The organism is Oenococcus sicerae, from assembly GCF_004102045.2.
Classification (GTDB): domain Bacteria; phylum Bacillota; class Bacilli; order Lactobacillales; family Lactobacillaceae; genus Oenococcus; species Oenococcus sicerae.
The window spans coordinates 1435423-1452946 of sequence record NZ_CP029684.2 but is presented as its reverse complement, the minus strand read 5'-3'; the positions used below and the strand labels follow the sequence as shown (position 1 = coordinate 1452946).

At 39.8% G+C, this 17524-nt stretch carries 13 protein-coding genes; 6 read left to right on the top strand and 7 right to left on the bottom strand.

What is annotated here, in order from left to right; genetic code table 11:
* Positions 1-15: 15 nt before the first annotated feature.
* The 3 genes from DLJ48_RS07440 to DLJ48_RS07430 are packed head-to-tail and all read right to left on the bottom strand — an operon-like array spanning position 16 to position 2128.
* Positions 16-678, bottom strand: a complete 663-nt coding sequence (locus DLJ48_RS07440; protein WP_128686842.1) for a phosphatase PAP2 family protein — start codon at positions 676-678, stop codon at positions 16-18.
* Positions 675-1316: a VTT domain-containing protein gene (locus tag DLJ48_RS07435; protein ID WP_243148560.1), complete on the bottom strand. Its 642-nt coding sequence runs from the start codon at positions 1314-1316 to the stop codon at positions 675-677. The genes DLJ48_RS07440 and DLJ48_RS07435 overlap by 4 nt, the downstream gene beginning before the upstream one ends.
* 17 nt (positions 1317-1333) lie before the next feature.
* The gene (locus DLJ48_RS07430) at positions 1334-2128 is read right to left on the bottom strand and encodes a COG4705 family protein (protein WP_243148558.1); all 795 of its coding nucleotides are present in this window, start codon (positions 2126-2128) and stop codon (positions 1334-1336) included.
* A 218-nt stretch (positions 2129-2346) separates the two neighbouring features.
* Between DLJ48_RS07430 and DLJ48_RS07425 the strand changes: the two genes are divergently transcribed.
* The 5 genes from DLJ48_RS07425 to DLJ48_RS07405 all read left to right on the top strand — a co-directional run bounded on the left by DLJ48_RS07425 (position 2347) and on the right by DLJ48_RS07405 (position 8723).
* The gene (locus DLJ48_RS07425) at positions 2347-4317 is read left to right on the top strand and encodes an ArnT family glycosyltransferase (protein ID WP_128686841.1); all 1971 of its coding nucleotides are present in this window, start codon (positions 2347-2349) and stop codon (positions 4315-4317) included.
* A 190-nt stretch (positions 4318-4507) separates the two neighbouring features.
* Positions 4508-5827 carry an argininosuccinate lyase gene (argH, locus tag DLJ48_RS07420; protein ID WP_128686840.1) on the top strand — a complete coding sequence of 440 codons (1320 nt, stop codon included), beginning with the start codon at positions 4508-4510 and terminating at the stop codon, positions 5825-5827.
* Positions 5828-6027: 200 nt separating this feature from the next.
* Positions 6028-7248: an argininosuccinate synthase gene (locus DLJ48_RS07415; protein WP_128686839.1), complete on the top strand. Its 1221-nt coding sequence runs from the start codon at positions 6028-6030 to the stop codon at positions 7246-7248.
* Between the two features lie 3 nt (positions 7249-7251).
* The gene (locus DLJ48_RS07410) at positions 7252-7920 is read left to right on the top strand and encodes an amino acid ABC transporter permease (protein ID WP_128686838.1); all 669 of its coding nucleotides are present in this window, start codon (positions 7252-7254) and stop codon (positions 7918-7920) included.
* Positions 7917-8723, top strand: coding sequence for a transporter substrate-binding domain-containing protein (locus DLJ48_RS07405; protein ID WP_128686837.1), 807 nt, complete (start codon positions 7917-7919; stop codon positions 8721-8723). The genes DLJ48_RS07410 and DLJ48_RS07405 overlap by 4 nt, the downstream gene beginning before the upstream one ends.
* Positions 8724-8790: 67 nt before the next feature.
* Here DLJ48_RS07405 and DLJ48_RS07400 read toward each other — a convergent pair whose 3' ends face one another.
* The 4 genes from DLJ48_RS07400 to DLJ48_RS07385 all read right to left on the bottom strand — a co-directional run bounded on the left by DLJ48_RS07400 (position 8791) and on the right by DLJ48_RS07385 (position 16071).
* Complete coding sequence (locus DLJ48_RS07400; protein ID WP_128686836.1) at positions 8791-10551, bottom strand: thiamine pyrophosphate-binding protein; 1761 nt, start codon at positions 10549-10551, stop codon at positions 8791-8793.
* Between the two features lie 202 nt (positions 10552-10753).
* On the bottom strand, positions 10754-12280 hold the full coding sequence (locus DLJ48_RS07395; protein ID WP_128686835.1) for a SpaH/EbpB family LPXTG-anchored major pilin: 1527 nt from the start codon (positions 12278-12280) through the stop codon (positions 10754-10756).
* Between the two features lie 4 nt (positions 12281-12284).
* Positions 12285-13424 (bottom strand): pilin N-terminal domain-containing protein, encoded by a 1140-nt coding sequence (locus DLJ48_RS07390; protein WP_128686834.1) that lies wholly within the window; start codon positions 13422-13424, stop codon positions 12285-12287.
* Complete coding sequence (locus DLJ48_RS07385) at positions 13417-16071, bottom strand: SpaA isopeptide-forming pilin-related protein (protein WP_128686833.1); 2655 nt, start codon at positions 16069-16071, stop codon at positions 13417-13419. The genes DLJ48_RS07390 and DLJ48_RS07385 overlap by 8 nt, the downstream gene beginning before the upstream one ends.
* 306 nt (positions 16072-16377) lie before the next feature.
* Here DLJ48_RS07385 and DLJ48_RS07380 point away from each other — a divergent pair, with 306 nt between their 5' ends.
* Positions 16378-17493 (top strand): helix-turn-helix domain-containing protein, encoded by a 1116-nt coding sequence (locus tag DLJ48_RS07380; RefSeq protein WP_128686832.1) that lies wholly within the window; start codon positions 16378-16380, stop codon positions 17491-17493.
* Positions 17494-17524: the final 31 nt, after the last annotated feature.

The window sequence follows — 17524 nt, the reverse complement described above, 5'->3', positions numbered from 1 at the left end:
TCTCCCTTTTGCTTATCATGATCTAAAAAAATGCTTATAATTTCGCTCTGATCGAATTGGTTCTAGTCCTAATTTTGTAAAAGCCGCCATACCCAATGCAAGACAAACACTCGCAATTGTATCGCTTGGAAAATGAACGTGCAGGTAAACTCTGCTAAGTGCCACAAGCAAAACCCAAAAAATCAACAAAAATTCCGCTGTCCTTTGCCAAAAGCCTTTTTTTACATACGGCAGCATAAAATGCCAGAACAAAATGATTAAAATCATCGTCGCCAATACATGGCCTGAAGGAAAAGAGAACCCCGATGCTGGCACCAGTTTATCCAATGGTCTTGGTCTAGCAAACAATAATTTCAGCAAAACGCCCACTAGACTAGTCGTGGCTAGAAATGCCACTGACCAAATAGCTTCGACGTACTTCTGCTGATACCAAATAGCAAATAGAATAATTAAAATCGACAGAACAGTGGCAACGGTAGGACTGCCGAAAAAACTGATCCACTCAGCAATTTGAATATCCATTTTATCTTGGTACAGACTAATCACATTCATGACACTATTGTCAGAATAAATCAACCAACTGCTTTGCGCCAAGACAGAGATTGCCAAAATCAAGAAAATACCAAAACCAGCAAATAAAGCTGTTTTATCTAATTTGTTCAACTGCTTAACCATCATAGCTGATCGTCCTTTACTACTGGCGACAAACGATGGCGCAGACTAATAACAAGAATCGGCATAAGCGACAAAATCACAATACCGATCGAAACAAGTTCGAAATTATTTTTGACGATTGCTAAATTACCAAAGTAGAAGCCTGTAATCGTCATGAGGCAGATCCACGCAATCGCACCAATAATGTTGTATTTAAAAAAACTTCTATAAGGCATCCTGCTCATACCGGCTGTAAAAGGCACGATTGTTCTAACTATTGGTACAAAACGACCAAGGAATATAGCTATTTTACCGTACTTACTGTAAAAATGCTCTGAAGCCTGCATATGCTTCGGCTTAATAAAGCGTTTCAGCTGACTGCCAAAATGCTGGCCTAACTCGAAATTAAGCCAATCACCGAGAACTGCAGCAATAATAAAACCGCAAATAATAGCCAATAAATTGAGTCCTCCGTCAATAGCAGCCAGACTACCGCAGACGAATAAAATGGAATCGCCTGGTAAAAAAGGAACAAAAACTAGGCCTGTTTCAATAAAAATAATTAAAAATAATAAACCATAAACCAATATCCCGTGACTGCCCATCAGATCAGGCAGCAATTTATTCACATTTAATAAATTCGAGAAGAAAAGAAGAAACATAGGTGTAGCACCTTTCATTAAAAGTTTTGTTTGTTTACATTAATTGTTCTTTTAGTAGCCATAAAAATTAGCAAACATATGAAGATCACGAGCAAAAATATGGCAACGATCGTCGGATCCTGATCCAAAAGACGATAACTGCTCCAATCAGCAAATGATGCGCCCAACGGTCTCGTTAGCACATAAGCCAGCCAAAAAGTAAGCACTTCCAGATTTTTCGCAAACATTCGCCAAATCATCAAAACAATAAACACTGCCAAAAAGACAAAAGTCGAAATCAAAGTTCCCCATCTCAAAACATAGGCTGTATAGTCGCCTAAAGCAGTCCCAAGACCAAAGGTAAACAAAATTGAAAACCAGTAAAATATTTCACGTTTTCGATTTGTGATTTCGTGGACTGATAGTGTTTTTTCACTACGATACCAAAAATAGAAATTAAAGCCTAGCAGCAGCAGAAAAGCAGTAGCGGAAATAGCATACGGAATTCGCAAAACAATATGAATACTGTCGGCTAGCATTGTGCCAAAAATCGCGACCATTGCAACCGCTATCCAATAAAAGAAAATATGATATCGTCGCCGTCTGATTTGGTAAATAATAGCAAAAAAAGTGATAATTCCAGTAAGAATGACAGTGACATAAGGATTGAAAGTTCGGCTCAAAAAATCCGACATCGACTCGCCCATGGCCGTTGAAACAATTTTTGTGATCCAAAACATCACCGTCACGGCAGGTACTTTATTCAAAATGGTATCCTGATCGATTTTTTTCACCTCTTTTGAAATTGATTGATCATTCAACGAACGAACCATCAACAGACTCAATCATATGAGTGATCAGCATCGTGATCGTCGTGTTTTTTATGATAATTTAATGATAATTTATCAGAATCGCGTGTTCCCCCAACATGGCGGCTGTTAACTTTTGATCGAAATTATGAGAATTTGCAAGTTTGCTATCATCAAAGACTCACGATTTGGCCGGCAAAAGTCATTAGAATAGCTTTTATGAATGAACGGGCAAATAGTTAATGGTGAATAAACTAAAGAAAATTGATCCATGGCTGTTAGTCATTTTAGCGATAGCCCTCTTTTTATACGCTTGGCGCATAAACAGTATCGGTAATGCCAATACTTTTTATACAGCTGCCACAACGTCGATGCTGGAGAACTGGAAAGCTTTTTGGTACGGTTCTTTTGATCCGGCTAATTTCATCACGGTAGACAAGCCACCAATTGCACTATGGCTGATTGCTATTTCCACCAAAATATTCGGTATTCACGGCTGGTCGCTGGCTTTGCCGAATCTGTTAGCAAGTCTTGGCAGCGTTTTGCTGCTTTATAACATGATCCGTTTTAAATTTGGTCCTTTCGCAGGCAGAATTGCCGCACTATTCATGACTGTTACACCAATTGTTGTCGCTGACACACGAACCAATAATTTAGACGCAATGATGATTTTTTGCATGCTGCTCGCTATCGATGTCTTGCAAAAAGCTGTTATCAGTCATAAATTAAGCGATATTTTTATTTCTTTTGCCCTTATTGGTATCGCTTTTAATATCAAAATGCTTGAAGCATTCATGATTTTGCCAACCATGTTTATCTATTATTTTCTAGCTAGCAAACAAGTCAAAAAATCGCGACTGATACTCGGGGCTTTCGTTGCTTTAGCCGGACTCGGAATTTTTTCCTTTAGCTATCCTATCATTGTGGATAATACTCCTAAGACGCAGCGCCCCTATGTCGGTTCATCCCAAAATGATTCGCTTTTAAATTTAGCTTTCGGTTACAATGGTGTTCAACGATTATTGGGCCAGTCATCCGGCACTTCAAGCACACATCAAGGCATGAAAAATAGTCTTTTTAATCAAGAAAATATTGGACCATTAGAACTAACTGTTAGTCCGAAAAAAATTCTTGAAAATCTTGGCAGACCAAGCAATATTGGCAATCCGGGTTTGTTTCGCCTATTCGGTCTATCACTGGGGACACAGATCAGCTGGTTTTTGCCATTGGCCCTATTTGGTTTGGCTGTTGGTCTTTTTAACAAGAAAAAACCAAAAAGCCAATTCTGGCACTTTACTGACCAACAAATTGAAACAATTTTATGGGCGGGTTGGTTAATCCCAGCTGCTGGATTTTTCAGTATTGCCGGATTCTTCCATCCTTATTACACAATTCTTCTAGCACCAGCAATTGCCGCTCTTGCCAGTATTGGCATCAGTCAATGTTTCGTAACTAAAAAACGCTGGCCCAAAATCATCTTGGTCTTCGTTTTTTTGGACACGGTGTTTTTGCAGATTTATTACTGTTGGTATTATGAGACGCATTTATCTATTGCTATGCTGATTATCAGCCTGCTTGTATTTGCCTATTGCCTATTTAGCATCAAGCGAATTCATTATCTTTTGTTAACCAGCTGTTTTTTGCCTCTTCTATGGTGCTTAGTAGCTACGTTTGGTGCTTCTTCAGCTGCTTTTCCATCGGCAAATCCAAAACTGCTTTTGACAACATCGGTTGGCAAAATCATCGATCAATACCTCGATGATAAAGATACAGGCATTCCTCTTGGGCTCGGCAAACTAAAAAATGGTCGCATTGTACCCAATCAAAATACAAAACTGCTGACTTATTTACAAAGTCCGATAGCTGATAATCATTCAAGCCGATTTATGTTTGCAACAACTGACTCATCAACAGCTGCTCCCTTCATCATTCAATCGAAAAGAGCTGTCATGGCGATAGGTGGTTATAATGGTACTGATCCGGCTATCAGCTTTAGCCAGTTTAAAAAAATGGTTGTTCTAGGACAAATTAAATATTTTTATTTTGGTACGCATGGCATCCGTATTCTGACTGCTGGCAGTCAGAACGCCAAGATCGCAGCTTGGGTCATTGAAAAAGGCCGGCTGGTCAAAACTGTTTCAAAAGCGATTAACAAACAGGCCAAAACACATATTTTGCTAGCTGAACACGCAGACGAATTGTATAAAATATAAAATTAAAGAAAGTTCTTGCTTTTTTTTAAAAATCATGTATTGTTAATATCAAGTTAGAAATATGAAGAGCCAAATCCTCACAAGTTCATCTATTCACACTAATATCGCCCGACGATAAAACAACTTTTTGACGCATTTTTTCAGTGTTAAATAGTTGTTTTTTTGTACACAAAATTAGGAGAATAGATAAATGAAATTATGGGGCGGACGTTTCCAAAAAGCCGAAGATGCTGATATGCAGGCCTTCGACAATTCTTTGCCAGCTGGCAAGTTAATGTACCAAGAAGACATCACAGGTTCAATTGCGCATGCGACGATGCTCGGCCAACAAGCGATCATTGATCAGGCTGATGCTGACGCAATCGTAAAAGGTCTCAAAGAAATTCTGAGCGATATCAAGCAAGGCAAAATCGTCATTCCGGATAACGGCTATGAAGATATTCACAGTTTTGTCGAATCAGTTTTGACAAAAAAAATCGGCGAGGCTGGGAAAAAATTACACACGGCTAGGTCCAGAAATGATCAAGTTGCAGTTGACACAAAAATGTATTTCAAAAATCGTTTGCAAGGCATTTTAGATCAAATCGATCAACTCGTAACGACCTTTGCTACAAAAGGTCAACAAAATCCTTATATCATGCCAGGTTACACACACCTGCAAAAAGCGCAGGCAGTCACCTTTAAATATTATTTAGATGCTTACGCCCAGATGCTGCTGCGGGATAAAAAACGGCTACTGAATGCGATCGATATTATGGATGAAAATCCCCTTGGCTGCGGTGCACTGGCAGGCACAACACATAACATTGATCGACAGTTGACAACTGAACTGCTCGATTTTAAAAAACCAGTAGAAAATTTCATCGATGGCGTTTCTGATCGTGATTACATTATTGAGGTGCTTTCGGATTTTTCAATTATGGGCATGCACCTTTCGCGCTTGTCTGAAGAATTAATTATTTTTGCTAGTCAAGAATTTCATTACGTGACATTCGACGATGCTTTTTCAACAGGATCCTCAATGATGCCGCAAAAGAAAAACGCTGATTCAGCTGAATTAATTCGTGGTAATGCTGCACTACTAATCGGTGAATTAAATCAAATGCTTATCATCATGAAGGGACTGCCTTTAGCGTACAACAAGGATATGCAGTTGGATAAAGAAACCTTTTTGCCGGCTTTTGATCACATTGAAAAAATGCTGCTGATCATGACAAAAATCATTGCCAGTTTGAAAGTTAATCAGACAAAACTAGAAGAAGCTGTTAAAAATGGTTTTCTCAATGCGACTGATCTAGCTGATTATTTAGTCAAAAAAGGTCTTGCTTTCAGAGATGCTCATGCCGTAGTGGGTCAGGCAGTTCTTTTTGCCGAAGAACACAACGAAAGGCTTGAAGATTTGACAATTGAGCAGCTGCAAAGCTTTAGCTCAATTATTGACGACCACGTTTACTCATATTTGAATGTTGAAAAGTCAATGACTAAAGGCATCAAAAAGGAGATGCTATGACCAGCTTGTTTGCTAGCATCTTATGTGGTCTGCGACGACGATCGACTCAATTCTAATTTAGAAATACGCGAAAAGAGAAAATCATGTCCATTCACAAACATAAACACAAGTATCATTGCATTGGCATCAGCAGCGGCTAAAGATTCAGCTGCCAGATCAACAAATACAAAAAATGATTCATTTATTTTAAGGAGACTATTATGTCAAAGAAAATTGTTTTAGCTTATTCAGGCGGTTTAGATACTTCTGTAGCCATCCCCTGGCTTGGTGATAAAGGATACGATGTCATCGCTGTGTCGCTTGATGTCGGCCAGCATGGCAAACAAATGTCGGCTATTCAGCAAAAAGCTTTAAAAATCGGCGCTGTACAATCAATTGTGATCGATGCTAAAGACGAATTTGCCGATAACTACGTTAGCAAAGTCATCAAATCTAATGCCTTATATGAAGGTGAATATCCGCTTTTATCAGCTCTGTCACGGCCTTTGATCATTACTAAACTAGTCAAAATCGCCCACGAAAATAATGCTGTTGCGATCGCACATGGTTCGACCGGTAAAGGCAATGACCAAGTTCGTTTTGAAGCTGCCATTCACGCGTTTGATCCAGAAATGAAGATCGAGGCGCCAATTCGTGATTTTCAATGGTCGCGTGAAGAAGAAATTGAATATGCCCATACTCATAACGTGCCGGTCCCGATCAACTTCGATTCTCCCTATTCCATCGATGAAAATCTTTGGGGCCGCTCTAATGAAGCCGGTATTTTGGAAAATCCATGGAATCAAGCACCAGCAGATGCCTATGCCTTAACTGTTCCAGCTGAACAAGCACCTGACCAGGCAGTTTTCGTTGATCTGACATTTAAAAATGGTCTGCCAGCGGCAATTAATGGCGAACAGATGAAGCTATCAGATTTGATCGTCACATTAAATCAATTAGCTGGCGCCAACGGTATTGGCAGAATTGATCATGTTGAAAACCGTTTGATCGGTATCAAGTCTCGTGAAATTTATGAAGCTCCTGCAGCAGCCGTTATTATGACTGCCCATAAAGATTTAGAAGATATCACGTTGGAACACGACGTTGCTCATTTTAAGCCGATCATTGAACAACAGATCACAAACCTGATCTACAATGCAATGTGGATTTCACCCTTATTTGATGCTTTGAACACTTTTATTGACGAGACGCAAAAAGTCGTTAATGGTGTCGTTAAAATCAAGCTATATAAAGGTTCTGCAACTGCGGTCGCTAGAAAGTCCGAGACCAATTCCCTCTATTCGGAAAAACTAGCGACCTACACGTCAGCTAATTCCTTTGATGAACAAGCAGCTGTCGGTTTTCTAAAACTTTATACCCTGCCCGCTACAGTCTATGAACAAGTCAACCATATTCATTCTGAACAAAAAGAAGAGATCTAATTAATGTTTTTAGCAATGGCGGCACTCAACTTCTCAAAAATGTGGCCTTTTCGGAAAATTTTCATCAATGGTTTGTTCAATACATTAGAATTAACTATTTTAGCATTGGTATTCGGCATCTTTTTAGGCTTGATCCTAGCCTTGGTCAAGATCGCAAAACTACCCTTATTGGGCTGCTTAGCTCGTTTTTATACTTCGATTTTTCGAGGTACGCCTTTGCTCGTTCAAATATTTCTTATCTATTTTGGTGCTAAGGAAGTAATCGGGTTCAATATTGACGCTTTCCCTTCTGCCTTACTTTCGCTTTCCCTCAATGCGGGTGCCTACATCTCAGAAATTCTCCGCGGCGGTATTCAAGCGGTTGATGGTGGACAAAATGAAGCTGCCAGATCTTTAGGACTTGGTTATTGGCGTTCGATGATAAATATCGTGATTCCACAAGGTTTGAAAGCCGTTTTGCCATCAATGGTCAATGAATCTATCAGTCTCTTAAAAGACACCTCACTCGTTTCGACTGTCGGTATGCTTGATCTCATGCGTGCCGGTATGATCGCACAAGGAGAAACTTATCTGGCCTTTGAACCCTTTTTAGTCATTGCAATTATTTACTATATTTTAGTTATGATACTCAGCTATTTTTCTAGAAAACTCGAAAGGAATCTTGTTCAATGAAACAACTAATAAAATTATTAACCAGCATTTTTACGCTATTACTGGTTTTTAATACAATGCTATCCGTCTCTTCATCTGCTAAAAAACCTTTTTCCGGAAAAACATTTAGCGTTGCAACAAGTCCAAATTTTCCACCCTTTGAAAATAAGACCGTTGATTCAAATGGTGATTCGAAAATCGTTGGTTTCGATATGGATCTGCTTAAAAAATTGTCCAAAGATCTTGGTTTCAAATATAAAATTAAGGAAACTGATTTCACCGGCCTGATCGGATATCTGCAATCTGGACGTGCAAGCCTGGTTATTTCCGGTATGACCGCTACTCCCGAACGTGCTAAGAGTGTTGATTTTTCAAAAAGTTACTTTAATGCTAAAACGGCTGTTCTTCACAAAAATAACATTAAAATCAAATCTGGCAAAGATCTCAAAGGTTTGAAAGTTGCCGCTGTATTTAATACGCAATATGCTGACCAAGCTAAAAAATTAGCTGCTAAAGTCACCACATTAGATACAGGCACACTAGTTGCGCAGGATTTATGGAATGGTAGTGTCCAAGCGGCCATGATGGATCAAACGAAGGCTGAGACCTTATTAAAAGATCATAAAGGATACAGCTATTATGTTTTCACCAATAAAGAACTTAATTTATCCACACCAAACACTTTTTCAATAGCCTTTACCAAGGGCAAGAACAAAAAGCTGCAGGCCGCGATTAATCAAAAACTTAAAAAATACAAAAAAGATGGTACACTCAAAAAAATCGCGAAAAAATGGATGGGCACAAAAGTTGCTGATTACCAATAATCAGAGTCAAAAAAATAGCCTCGGCAACTTGCAACGAAGTTTACCAAGACTATTTTTTTAGTGTTTTTTACAATTCATCGCCCTGAGCACGGAGCAATTCTCCTAAGGAAGGCTGCTTTTTAGGATCGATTTTATATTGTTTAGTAAAAGCATCAACAGTGTCCTGACCATAAAGTTTAGCATCAAATGGCATGAAATCAGTTGGAATTGGATCGGCTTCTTTGATGATGGCATTGATCACAATTGGCTTTTTGTTGCCTTGAGCTTGCAGTTCTTTGATCTTGGCGAATACATCATTTAGATCAGCGATACTTTTAGCTGTAAAGGCGATAGCACCAAGACCCTCACCAACCTTTGCCCAATCAGCAGAGGTCAGATCAACACCATAAAAATGCTGTTTGGTTTGTACTTGTTCGTGATAGATAAAACCAAAACGATTATTTGTAAAGACAACATTGATCACAGGCAGGCCATAACGAACTTCCGTGATCAAATCTTGTACGACCATGGAAAAACCACCATCCCCTGAAAGAGACCAAGCCTGACCCTCTGGTACGCTCAAAGCACCAGCTAATCCACCCGGCAAACCGAAGCCCATCGTGGCAAACAAACCAGAAAGTGCAAAACGCTGCTCATGATTCATTGGTAAACCGCGAACACCCCATTCAGAAACATTTCCTGTATCAACAGCAAAAGTATCCTTTGGACCAGAGATTTCCGTGATCTTAGCAGTGACAGATTCCGGATTCAGACCTTCACTATCATCCTTAGCTAGTTCATTTAACCAACTGCTCCAATTGTGCTTATTCTGTTGGTTTGCTTTCAGCCAAGTACCGGCCGGCAGCGTCTCTTTTGTATCGATCAGGGCCTGCAAATAACTTTTAGCATCAGAAATAATGGCGTAGTCAACATCGACTGTTTTGCCAATATCAAAAGGATTATTGTTGACTTGAATAATTTTGATATTTTTTGGCCAAAAACCTGCAAAAGGAAATTCAGACCCCAAAAATAAGATCAGATCAGTGTGCTGCAGTGCTTCAAAGCCGGATTTGCTGCCCAAACGGCCAAATGTGCCAATAAAATTCGGATGGTCGGTGCTGATGACACCTGTGGCCGGAACCGTATTCATAATCGGCAAATTAAATTGTTCAGAAAACTTTGTCAACACATCACGAGCACCTAATAGCCCGCGTCCAGCGTATACTAACGGGTGTTTGGCCGCCTTGATCAAGGCCAATGTATCGTTGACCGCCTTAGGATCGACAGACTGAGAAAAATTATTCGCAACAACCTTTGGCGTTTTAACTGGCTGGTAATCAATTTCTTCACTTGCCAAATTTTCCGGTATAACAACGACTGAGACACCCTTTTGACGATAAGCTTCTCGAATCGCCTGATTGATCACATAAGGAATTTGTGCAGCAGTCGTAATCGTCCGATTATAGACGGCAACATCACTGAACATCGGTACTTCATCCATCTCTTGGAAATAATTCGTATTCATGGTTGCCTGAGGTACCTGACCAACCAAAGCCAATACTGGCACATGATCCATTTTGGCATCATATAAACCATTGAATAAATGTGTTGCACCAGGTCCGGCTGATCCGAAGGCAACGCCGATCTTACCTGTAAACTTTGCGTCAGCTGAAGCGGCGATCGCACCAACTTCTTCATGACGCACTTGAATATATTTCACCTTATCTTTTTCTAAAAAAAGTCCTTCGACCGTATGATTAATAGATCCGCCTGGAATACCGTAGACGTGATCAACGCCCCATTCTTCCAGAGCTTTGACTAATGCTTGTCCAGCGATCATTTTTGTCATATTATTTTCTCCTTTTTTGGTTCACAAGTAAGAATTATAACCTAAATGTAAGCGCTGTCAACACCTTGTAAATAAGTATTTTTGTTTTAAGTAGGCATGTGAAAAACTTATTACATTTGCTAGTTCTCTTTGTATTAAAAAACTTCGATCTTTGAAATCATCAGCGATCGAAGCTTAACAAAATGATATAAATTAATGAAAATCAAATTTCTGAATTCCGCTTGTTTCTCTTGTTCCAGACATATGCACCAGACATTAATAGCGAACCAGCGATCAAGAACAGGTAAATACCAGTTCCGCCAGTCGCCGGCAATACACCTTTTTTAATATCGAGAACATGAATGATACTGCTGTCCGAGAAACTTCCTTTCGTAATTGTGAACTTTAGCGGATCTGTCAAAAGTGCATAACCATCAGGCGCCTGTGTTTCAACAACAGCATAACTGCCGCCATTTTCTAAAGTGCTTGAATAATTAAGACCTTCAAGTGTGAATCCGCCATTCGCGCCAGATGTATAGGTCGTTGCTGTTGAAGCATCATTGCTCCAAGTGTACTTGCCATTAGCATCTTGAGAAGCATATTGAGCCACATTACCATTGCTATCAAGAGTGACCAAGACGAACTTCGCGCCAGCCAAAGCAGCTGAGCTTTGCTTATCCTGCTTGATGAATTTAGCACCGCCTGTATAGATATTTGGCCCATCAGTTGGTGTCGTTGTCAAATCAGTGCCATTGCCGATCGTTAAAGTAGCCGTATTGTTAATAGCTGTATCGGCAACAGCATCATTTGTTAGAACAGCCTGATAACTGATCGTCAGCAGTTTTCCAGCATTCGCGATCACGCCAGCAGATTGGGTATTAAAAGTAATTTTGTAACCAGCTCCATGTCCAGCAACCTGATTAGTCTGAACAGTATAGTCGCTTCCTTTTGTCAAACCGGCAACAGTGACCGTGCTGGCATCAATATCAATTCCCTTGTCAGGATTATCGATAACATTAAAGGTATCTTTGCTTTGAATATTCCAAGGAACGGCCACAACAACTTTGTAACCGAATGTTTGGCCAAAGCCGGCATTGTAAATTTTGCTGCCATCAGGCAGTGTGACTTCCAGCTTAGTCTTGCTAGCATCATCAAGATCCTTGGTGATAGCTGTTGCTTGTTCATTTTTTGGATAAACATGAATATCTTTGTTGATATCAGTATTAGAGCTACCCTTGAAAATCGGCATCGCTAACACGATCGGTGCAGCTTTGGCAATAATATTTGATGGTGAATTTGTTTCAACGAAGAGATAAACCTTGTCCTTATCACCATTCTTTAATGCCAAATTAGTAAAGGTATAAGTGCCGTCAGGATTTGTCGTAACACCGTCAGCAATTTTCGCTGCATAAGCCGGTGCAGTCATAGCTGCATCGTTTTGAATCTTTTGGATGGCTGCTTCGGCTGTCATGCCAGCACCATCGCTTCGATATGAAAGATATTGGTCAGTTACATCATAAGCTGTAAAAGTGACACCTGCTAATGGTGTACCGCCAAAATCGTTCATCGTATCGCCAGTATTTTGTTTGTTGGCCGGCACAGTGCCTTGATCAAAAACACGCTTGTGTATCGTGACATTAACTGTATCAGTCGTCGTAGCGAATACTTGACCGCCGGCTACAAATAAGGATGCAAACAGCGGAAGCGCCAAGATCAGACTGGTCAAAAGTGCCCAAATTCTCTTTTTCATCTTTTTAAACCCCTTTCCTTTTTTTTATGAAAATCAGGCCGATAACTAAAATTATTAAGAGACCGATCAGTGAAATAGCACCGATCGTTTCGCCAGTCTGCGGCAAAAATGGAAAAAGCTGATTCTCAGTTTTTTTAGGTCCAGCCTGATAGTTATAGACTTTAGGCACAGCTGTCTTATAAGCACTATCTGGAATTTGCCCATCAGTCAGTTTTAACAGAGCTTGTCCGTTAACCTTAATTGTCTGCAGATTGGAAATATCAGAAATCGCTGGAATATCGACTTCAATTTTTTCAGCTGCGGCAGAGATCGTGTAGCCGGCAGCTGTTTTGACTTCTTGAAAATAATAACTGCCTGCTAGTAACTGACTATTATTCAAAGTAACTAGTCCGTTCTTATCTGAAACAAACTTTTCGACTAATTCATTTGACAAAGGACTAGTTGTTTGGATCCAGTTATTAGCGCTGGTCAAATAGTATTTCTGACCCGCATCAATTTTATAGAAAACGAACTGAACGCCAGCCAGTGCTTTTGTTTCTTTTGACAGAGTCTCACCATATTTGAAGAAATAAGGTACTCGACTGATCACAGCTGATTTCGTATAGATATTGACAGGATTAAGCAATTGATTCGTTTCACCAACATAAATTGGAAAATTGATCGCGATCGGATCCGGCCTTTGTTCAAACACTAAATCATTCACCTGTTTTTGATTATTGCCAACGGAAACGATTAAATAAGCCTGCTGGTCATTGCTTGCAAGATCGAAATTAGCAATACCGTTCTCGTCGGTCACTGTTTGAGCGAGTTCTGTCAGATCGTTTTTTTTGACATAATCGCTGATCTCAGTCTCAGTCATGCCTTTAAAGGAGGCGAGGAAATGACTGTCGTGCTGCTTTAAAGCATGATGATATTCCGACGTAATGTCGTAAACAGCAAAAGTGGTATTTTTGCCAGGAAAGGATCCGTCATCAGAAGTGACGGTCTGATCAGCCGGCAAATTATCCCAAAATAACCGATGATGCAAAATGACAGTCGTTTGGCCAGTATCGCTTGCAGCAGCTGCTTTTTGATCGCTGATCGTTAAGGAAAATGCCAAGAAAGTTAAAAGTGCGATCAAGAAATAAATCATTTTTTTAATCATCTTGCTGCCTCCTTTTGATCCGGTAGAAATAATAGCCGCTGCTAATGAGCGCGATCGTGATAAGTGAAATTGAGACTGTTACATAGACCATGTTTCCCGGGCCGCCTGTAACCGGTAGAATGCCCTTCACAGAATTCGGAACAGTCAAAGTGATCGTGTTTGCCGTCCCGCCCGAAGTCAGCACTGACTGCCAGTGCGTGTTTCCTGGAATCGAAACAGTGCCATCTTGATTGATCGTAATCTGAATGGCGTTTGCGATCGGTATATAGCCATCAGGTGTCTTGCTTTCGCTTAAGCTATAAGTGCCAGCCTTTAAGCCGCTAAAATTGAAAGTCGATCCAGAATTCGATACTGAAACAGCGATCGTATTGCCGTTGGCGTTTTTTAACGTAAATTCAGCACCAGTGACTGCTTTGCCGTTGGCTGCATCTGTTTTATTAACAGTTAGATCAAAATTTTTCAGTCCATTATATGCGGCTAAAATAATTTCTTTACCGCCAGTTGCGGTTGTTTTCAAGTAGAAAGCATCCGTATTTGGCAAAACAGTCGCCGTGATTTCTTGACCATTCTGCTCATAAAATTTACCATTTGCATCGACTCTGAAATTAAAGGCTGTCGTATTCAGCTGATAGCCATCAGGAACCGTCGCTTCTTTGATCTGGTAATAACCTGGTGTGATCTGATTGATCAGCGCCTGATTGCCATTGATCGTGATTGGCGAAAAGCTACTATCTTGCGACGCCCAGTTAGTGCTATAGCGGTAAAGTGTGAAACTAGCACCAGTTAATTTATGACCATCATTAGCACTATACTTCTCGACATTCACACCTAATTCACTATTTGTGATCATTGACATCCCAGCATTATTAGCGATGTTGGAAACAAATCCCGTTACTGAATTTTCAGCTGTCACTTGGTAGGTAAAATCCTGGCCCAAATTATTGAACTTCGGTAAATAAACATTTTGGCCATTACTCGTTAATTGAGCAAAACTACCAGTCCAATTATTGGCTTTTGTCAATGTACCGGCTGCCTGCTGCCAAGTACCAGCCAGCGTCGTCGTCGCCCTTTGAACCGTAAATGTGATCGAATCAGGTATCTGACTTGTATTCGTCAATGTATGCCAAATTTTATTCACATTAATCGAAACACCGGACGCTTTAGCCGAAGGAACCGCAAAATCGTACTGAATCGTCGGCTTGCTGCCGTCGGCTGTGAGCGTTGTTTTGCCATTCATTTGGTACCATTTGTCAGGCACGAAGTTTGGATCTTCAGTATTGATCCGTACTTGATAGTGAATCTGAATTTCTTGGTTCTTGCCAAGATTTAAATTTGCAATATTGATCGTGCCATTGGCAATACCGGCAGATATCAAACTTGTATCGACTGCTACTGAACCAACACTAGTAACCTGTGGATTAGCACCTGAATAAATGAACTGGCTGCCCAATGGATCTGTGATCGAACCATTCACGATCGTGTTAAAACTGCTGATCACGTTTTGGGCCTGACTAACTAAATAGCTCTGCACTTCAGTTGGTGAAGCTGCTGCCTGATACATCGGCCCATTGGTATCTGAGGAAGCCAGTGCTTGCATACGAGTTGTGATTTGGCCGATGTTCAAATAGTTGTTGCCGGTCAGCTGAATTCCCAAGACATGAATTTCATCATTATTGGGACTAGCTTTCGCAATTCCAGCCTCACCCATCGTTGCTGCCCAAGTATCAGCAATCGTGAGACCACTTGCAGCGTAAGAATTATTAAATTTTGAAGTGGCTGTATCAGCAGAATCAATTTGAATACTGCTGAAAGTATTGCCGTTTACCAAACCATTGACCGTCGAAGCGGTCAAAACATGATAAGACTGATTAGGAATGCCATCAGTCATCAGAATCATCATTTTCTTATTGCCGCTGGTATCAGCATTTAGCATCGCAGCACCATTTCGAATGCCTAATTGTGTGAAAGTTGTTCCGTTGGGTCCATTTGTGGAAATAGCATTGTTAATGTTGCTAGCATTGGATGTCATACTAGCCATAGGCACCGTTGTTCTGATGACGTTTGAATAGCCAACCAAACCAACATTGACGTAGTTGGCATAGCCAGCAGCTGCGATCGAACTCATAAACTGTGCAATACCATTTTGTACAGCTGTGGCCTTAGAAACGCCATTAGTGGTTTGGGTCATCGAACCAGACATATCGACAACTAAGACAATATCGATCGGCTTGATATCTTGCTGCGTATTGCCTCTGGCATTTAAATAGACGTCATACAGACCCGGTGTTGTCGTTTGTTTGGCATATTTACGAATCGCAAAATCCGGATTGCCGCTGTTAGTGCCATATTTAATGTATGAACTCGTCGTATTAGATGAATCGCCATTCCAAGAACTCACGCCATCCCAGCCAGCTGCCGTTCCACCTTGATGGTTAACGACATCTGTTTGGCCAGGAATCGTCCAGCTATTTGCAGTGTTCGGTCTAGTGCCGCTAGCGTTAGATTGATAATTCGGAGAAATATTGCTATAACTCGTTGTATCAGCTTTCGCGCTATTGCTCAAACCTGATAAATTTGCCAGTGGCAGAAAAATAGAAATAGCTAAGATTAATAATGAAAAAATAGTTGTTTTCTTAAATCTTTTCAAATTATTGTTGCTCCTCTCTCCATAAATACGATCAAAATATTTAATTCATGAAAGTTGCGAAGAAAAAAGATCGTACTGCCCGGTAATTTTTAATCAAAATCTACTCAGAAAGGGCAAAACGATTTTTTCTCAAACAATAATAAATTCGGTAAATTTTGGAAAAAATCTGCCCGTCTTCAAATTATCAGTCCCGTTAAAAACAGTCATTGAACAATATGATGTTAAATAGGATTATTTACTTAAATTTCTCATGATTGATATAATTTACATATAGATTGAATATATATTGAATTTGAGGTTGATATCGTGGTGGGATTGGAACTTTTTGCTAAATCAATTGGCATCGATATATATCAAAAATTTGCCGACAAAGAAACATTGAGTTCGGTTTTTATTGAAATGGGATCAGCGAATAAAAAAGGCCTTTCAAAGATGGCTGGCCATGCGGCTGAAAATGTGTATACTCTGGTCAAACAACCGCGAAATTATTTTCTGGTCGTACCGATCAGCCAAGGTGAAAAACTCATTTTAGTGCCAAACTTTCGTGTTTATCATCCACCTCTGCAAGATTTTGGCATCATCAATTTTCTTGGTCAAATGAGCAGCATCTGTCAACTTGTCTATACACTTTATAAAAATGAGGATGCACCCAATTGGCAGCTGACCGTTAATCGTTTTGATCTTGAAGGTGAATGGATCCACTTTCAGCAAAACAAAGTCAGCGATCAGGAACTCTATAATAATGAAAAAAATTTGCTCAACGCTGTCAAAACATTAGATCGTCAAACAATGGTTTTTGAATTAAGTAAATTGACACACACACAAATCATTGGCGAATTATTTGCAGAGAATAATTTTGTACGAGGTGAAAAAAATGCCTTGATTTCCATGGTCGTTAAATTAACTCAAGCGGTGATCGATGGTGGTTTGCCTGCACAAAAAGCTTTCAATATCGAAAATTTGTTAATACAAAAAATCGAATTGAAAGCTGCCTTGCCGACTTTTAACATTTGGATCAACGAAATTACTTATTTTTATTTTCAAACTTTAGCAGAGTACACAAAAAACCAATCGCTGAAATTGGCCGAGAAATGCAAAAAATACATAGATACAAATTTGAGCGAAAAACTGAAAATTAGTGATATTTCTAAAGTCTTGTATTCATCAAAACAAAATTTATCGCTCGCTTTCAAACAGCAGTATCAAATCAGTCTGAACCAATACATCAGAATTGCCAAAGTCGAAGCCGCGAAAATATTATTAGAAAGAACAGAATATAGTTTGGACCAAATTTCCGATTATTTGTCTTTTACAGATAAATCCTATTTTTTGCGAACTTTTAAAAAATATACAAAACAAACACCCAGTTCCTACCGTCGTGAAAGAGGCTTTTTGATCGTTGAAAACGAAGATCGTAAATAATTACCTTAAATATAAAAAAACAATCCCATCA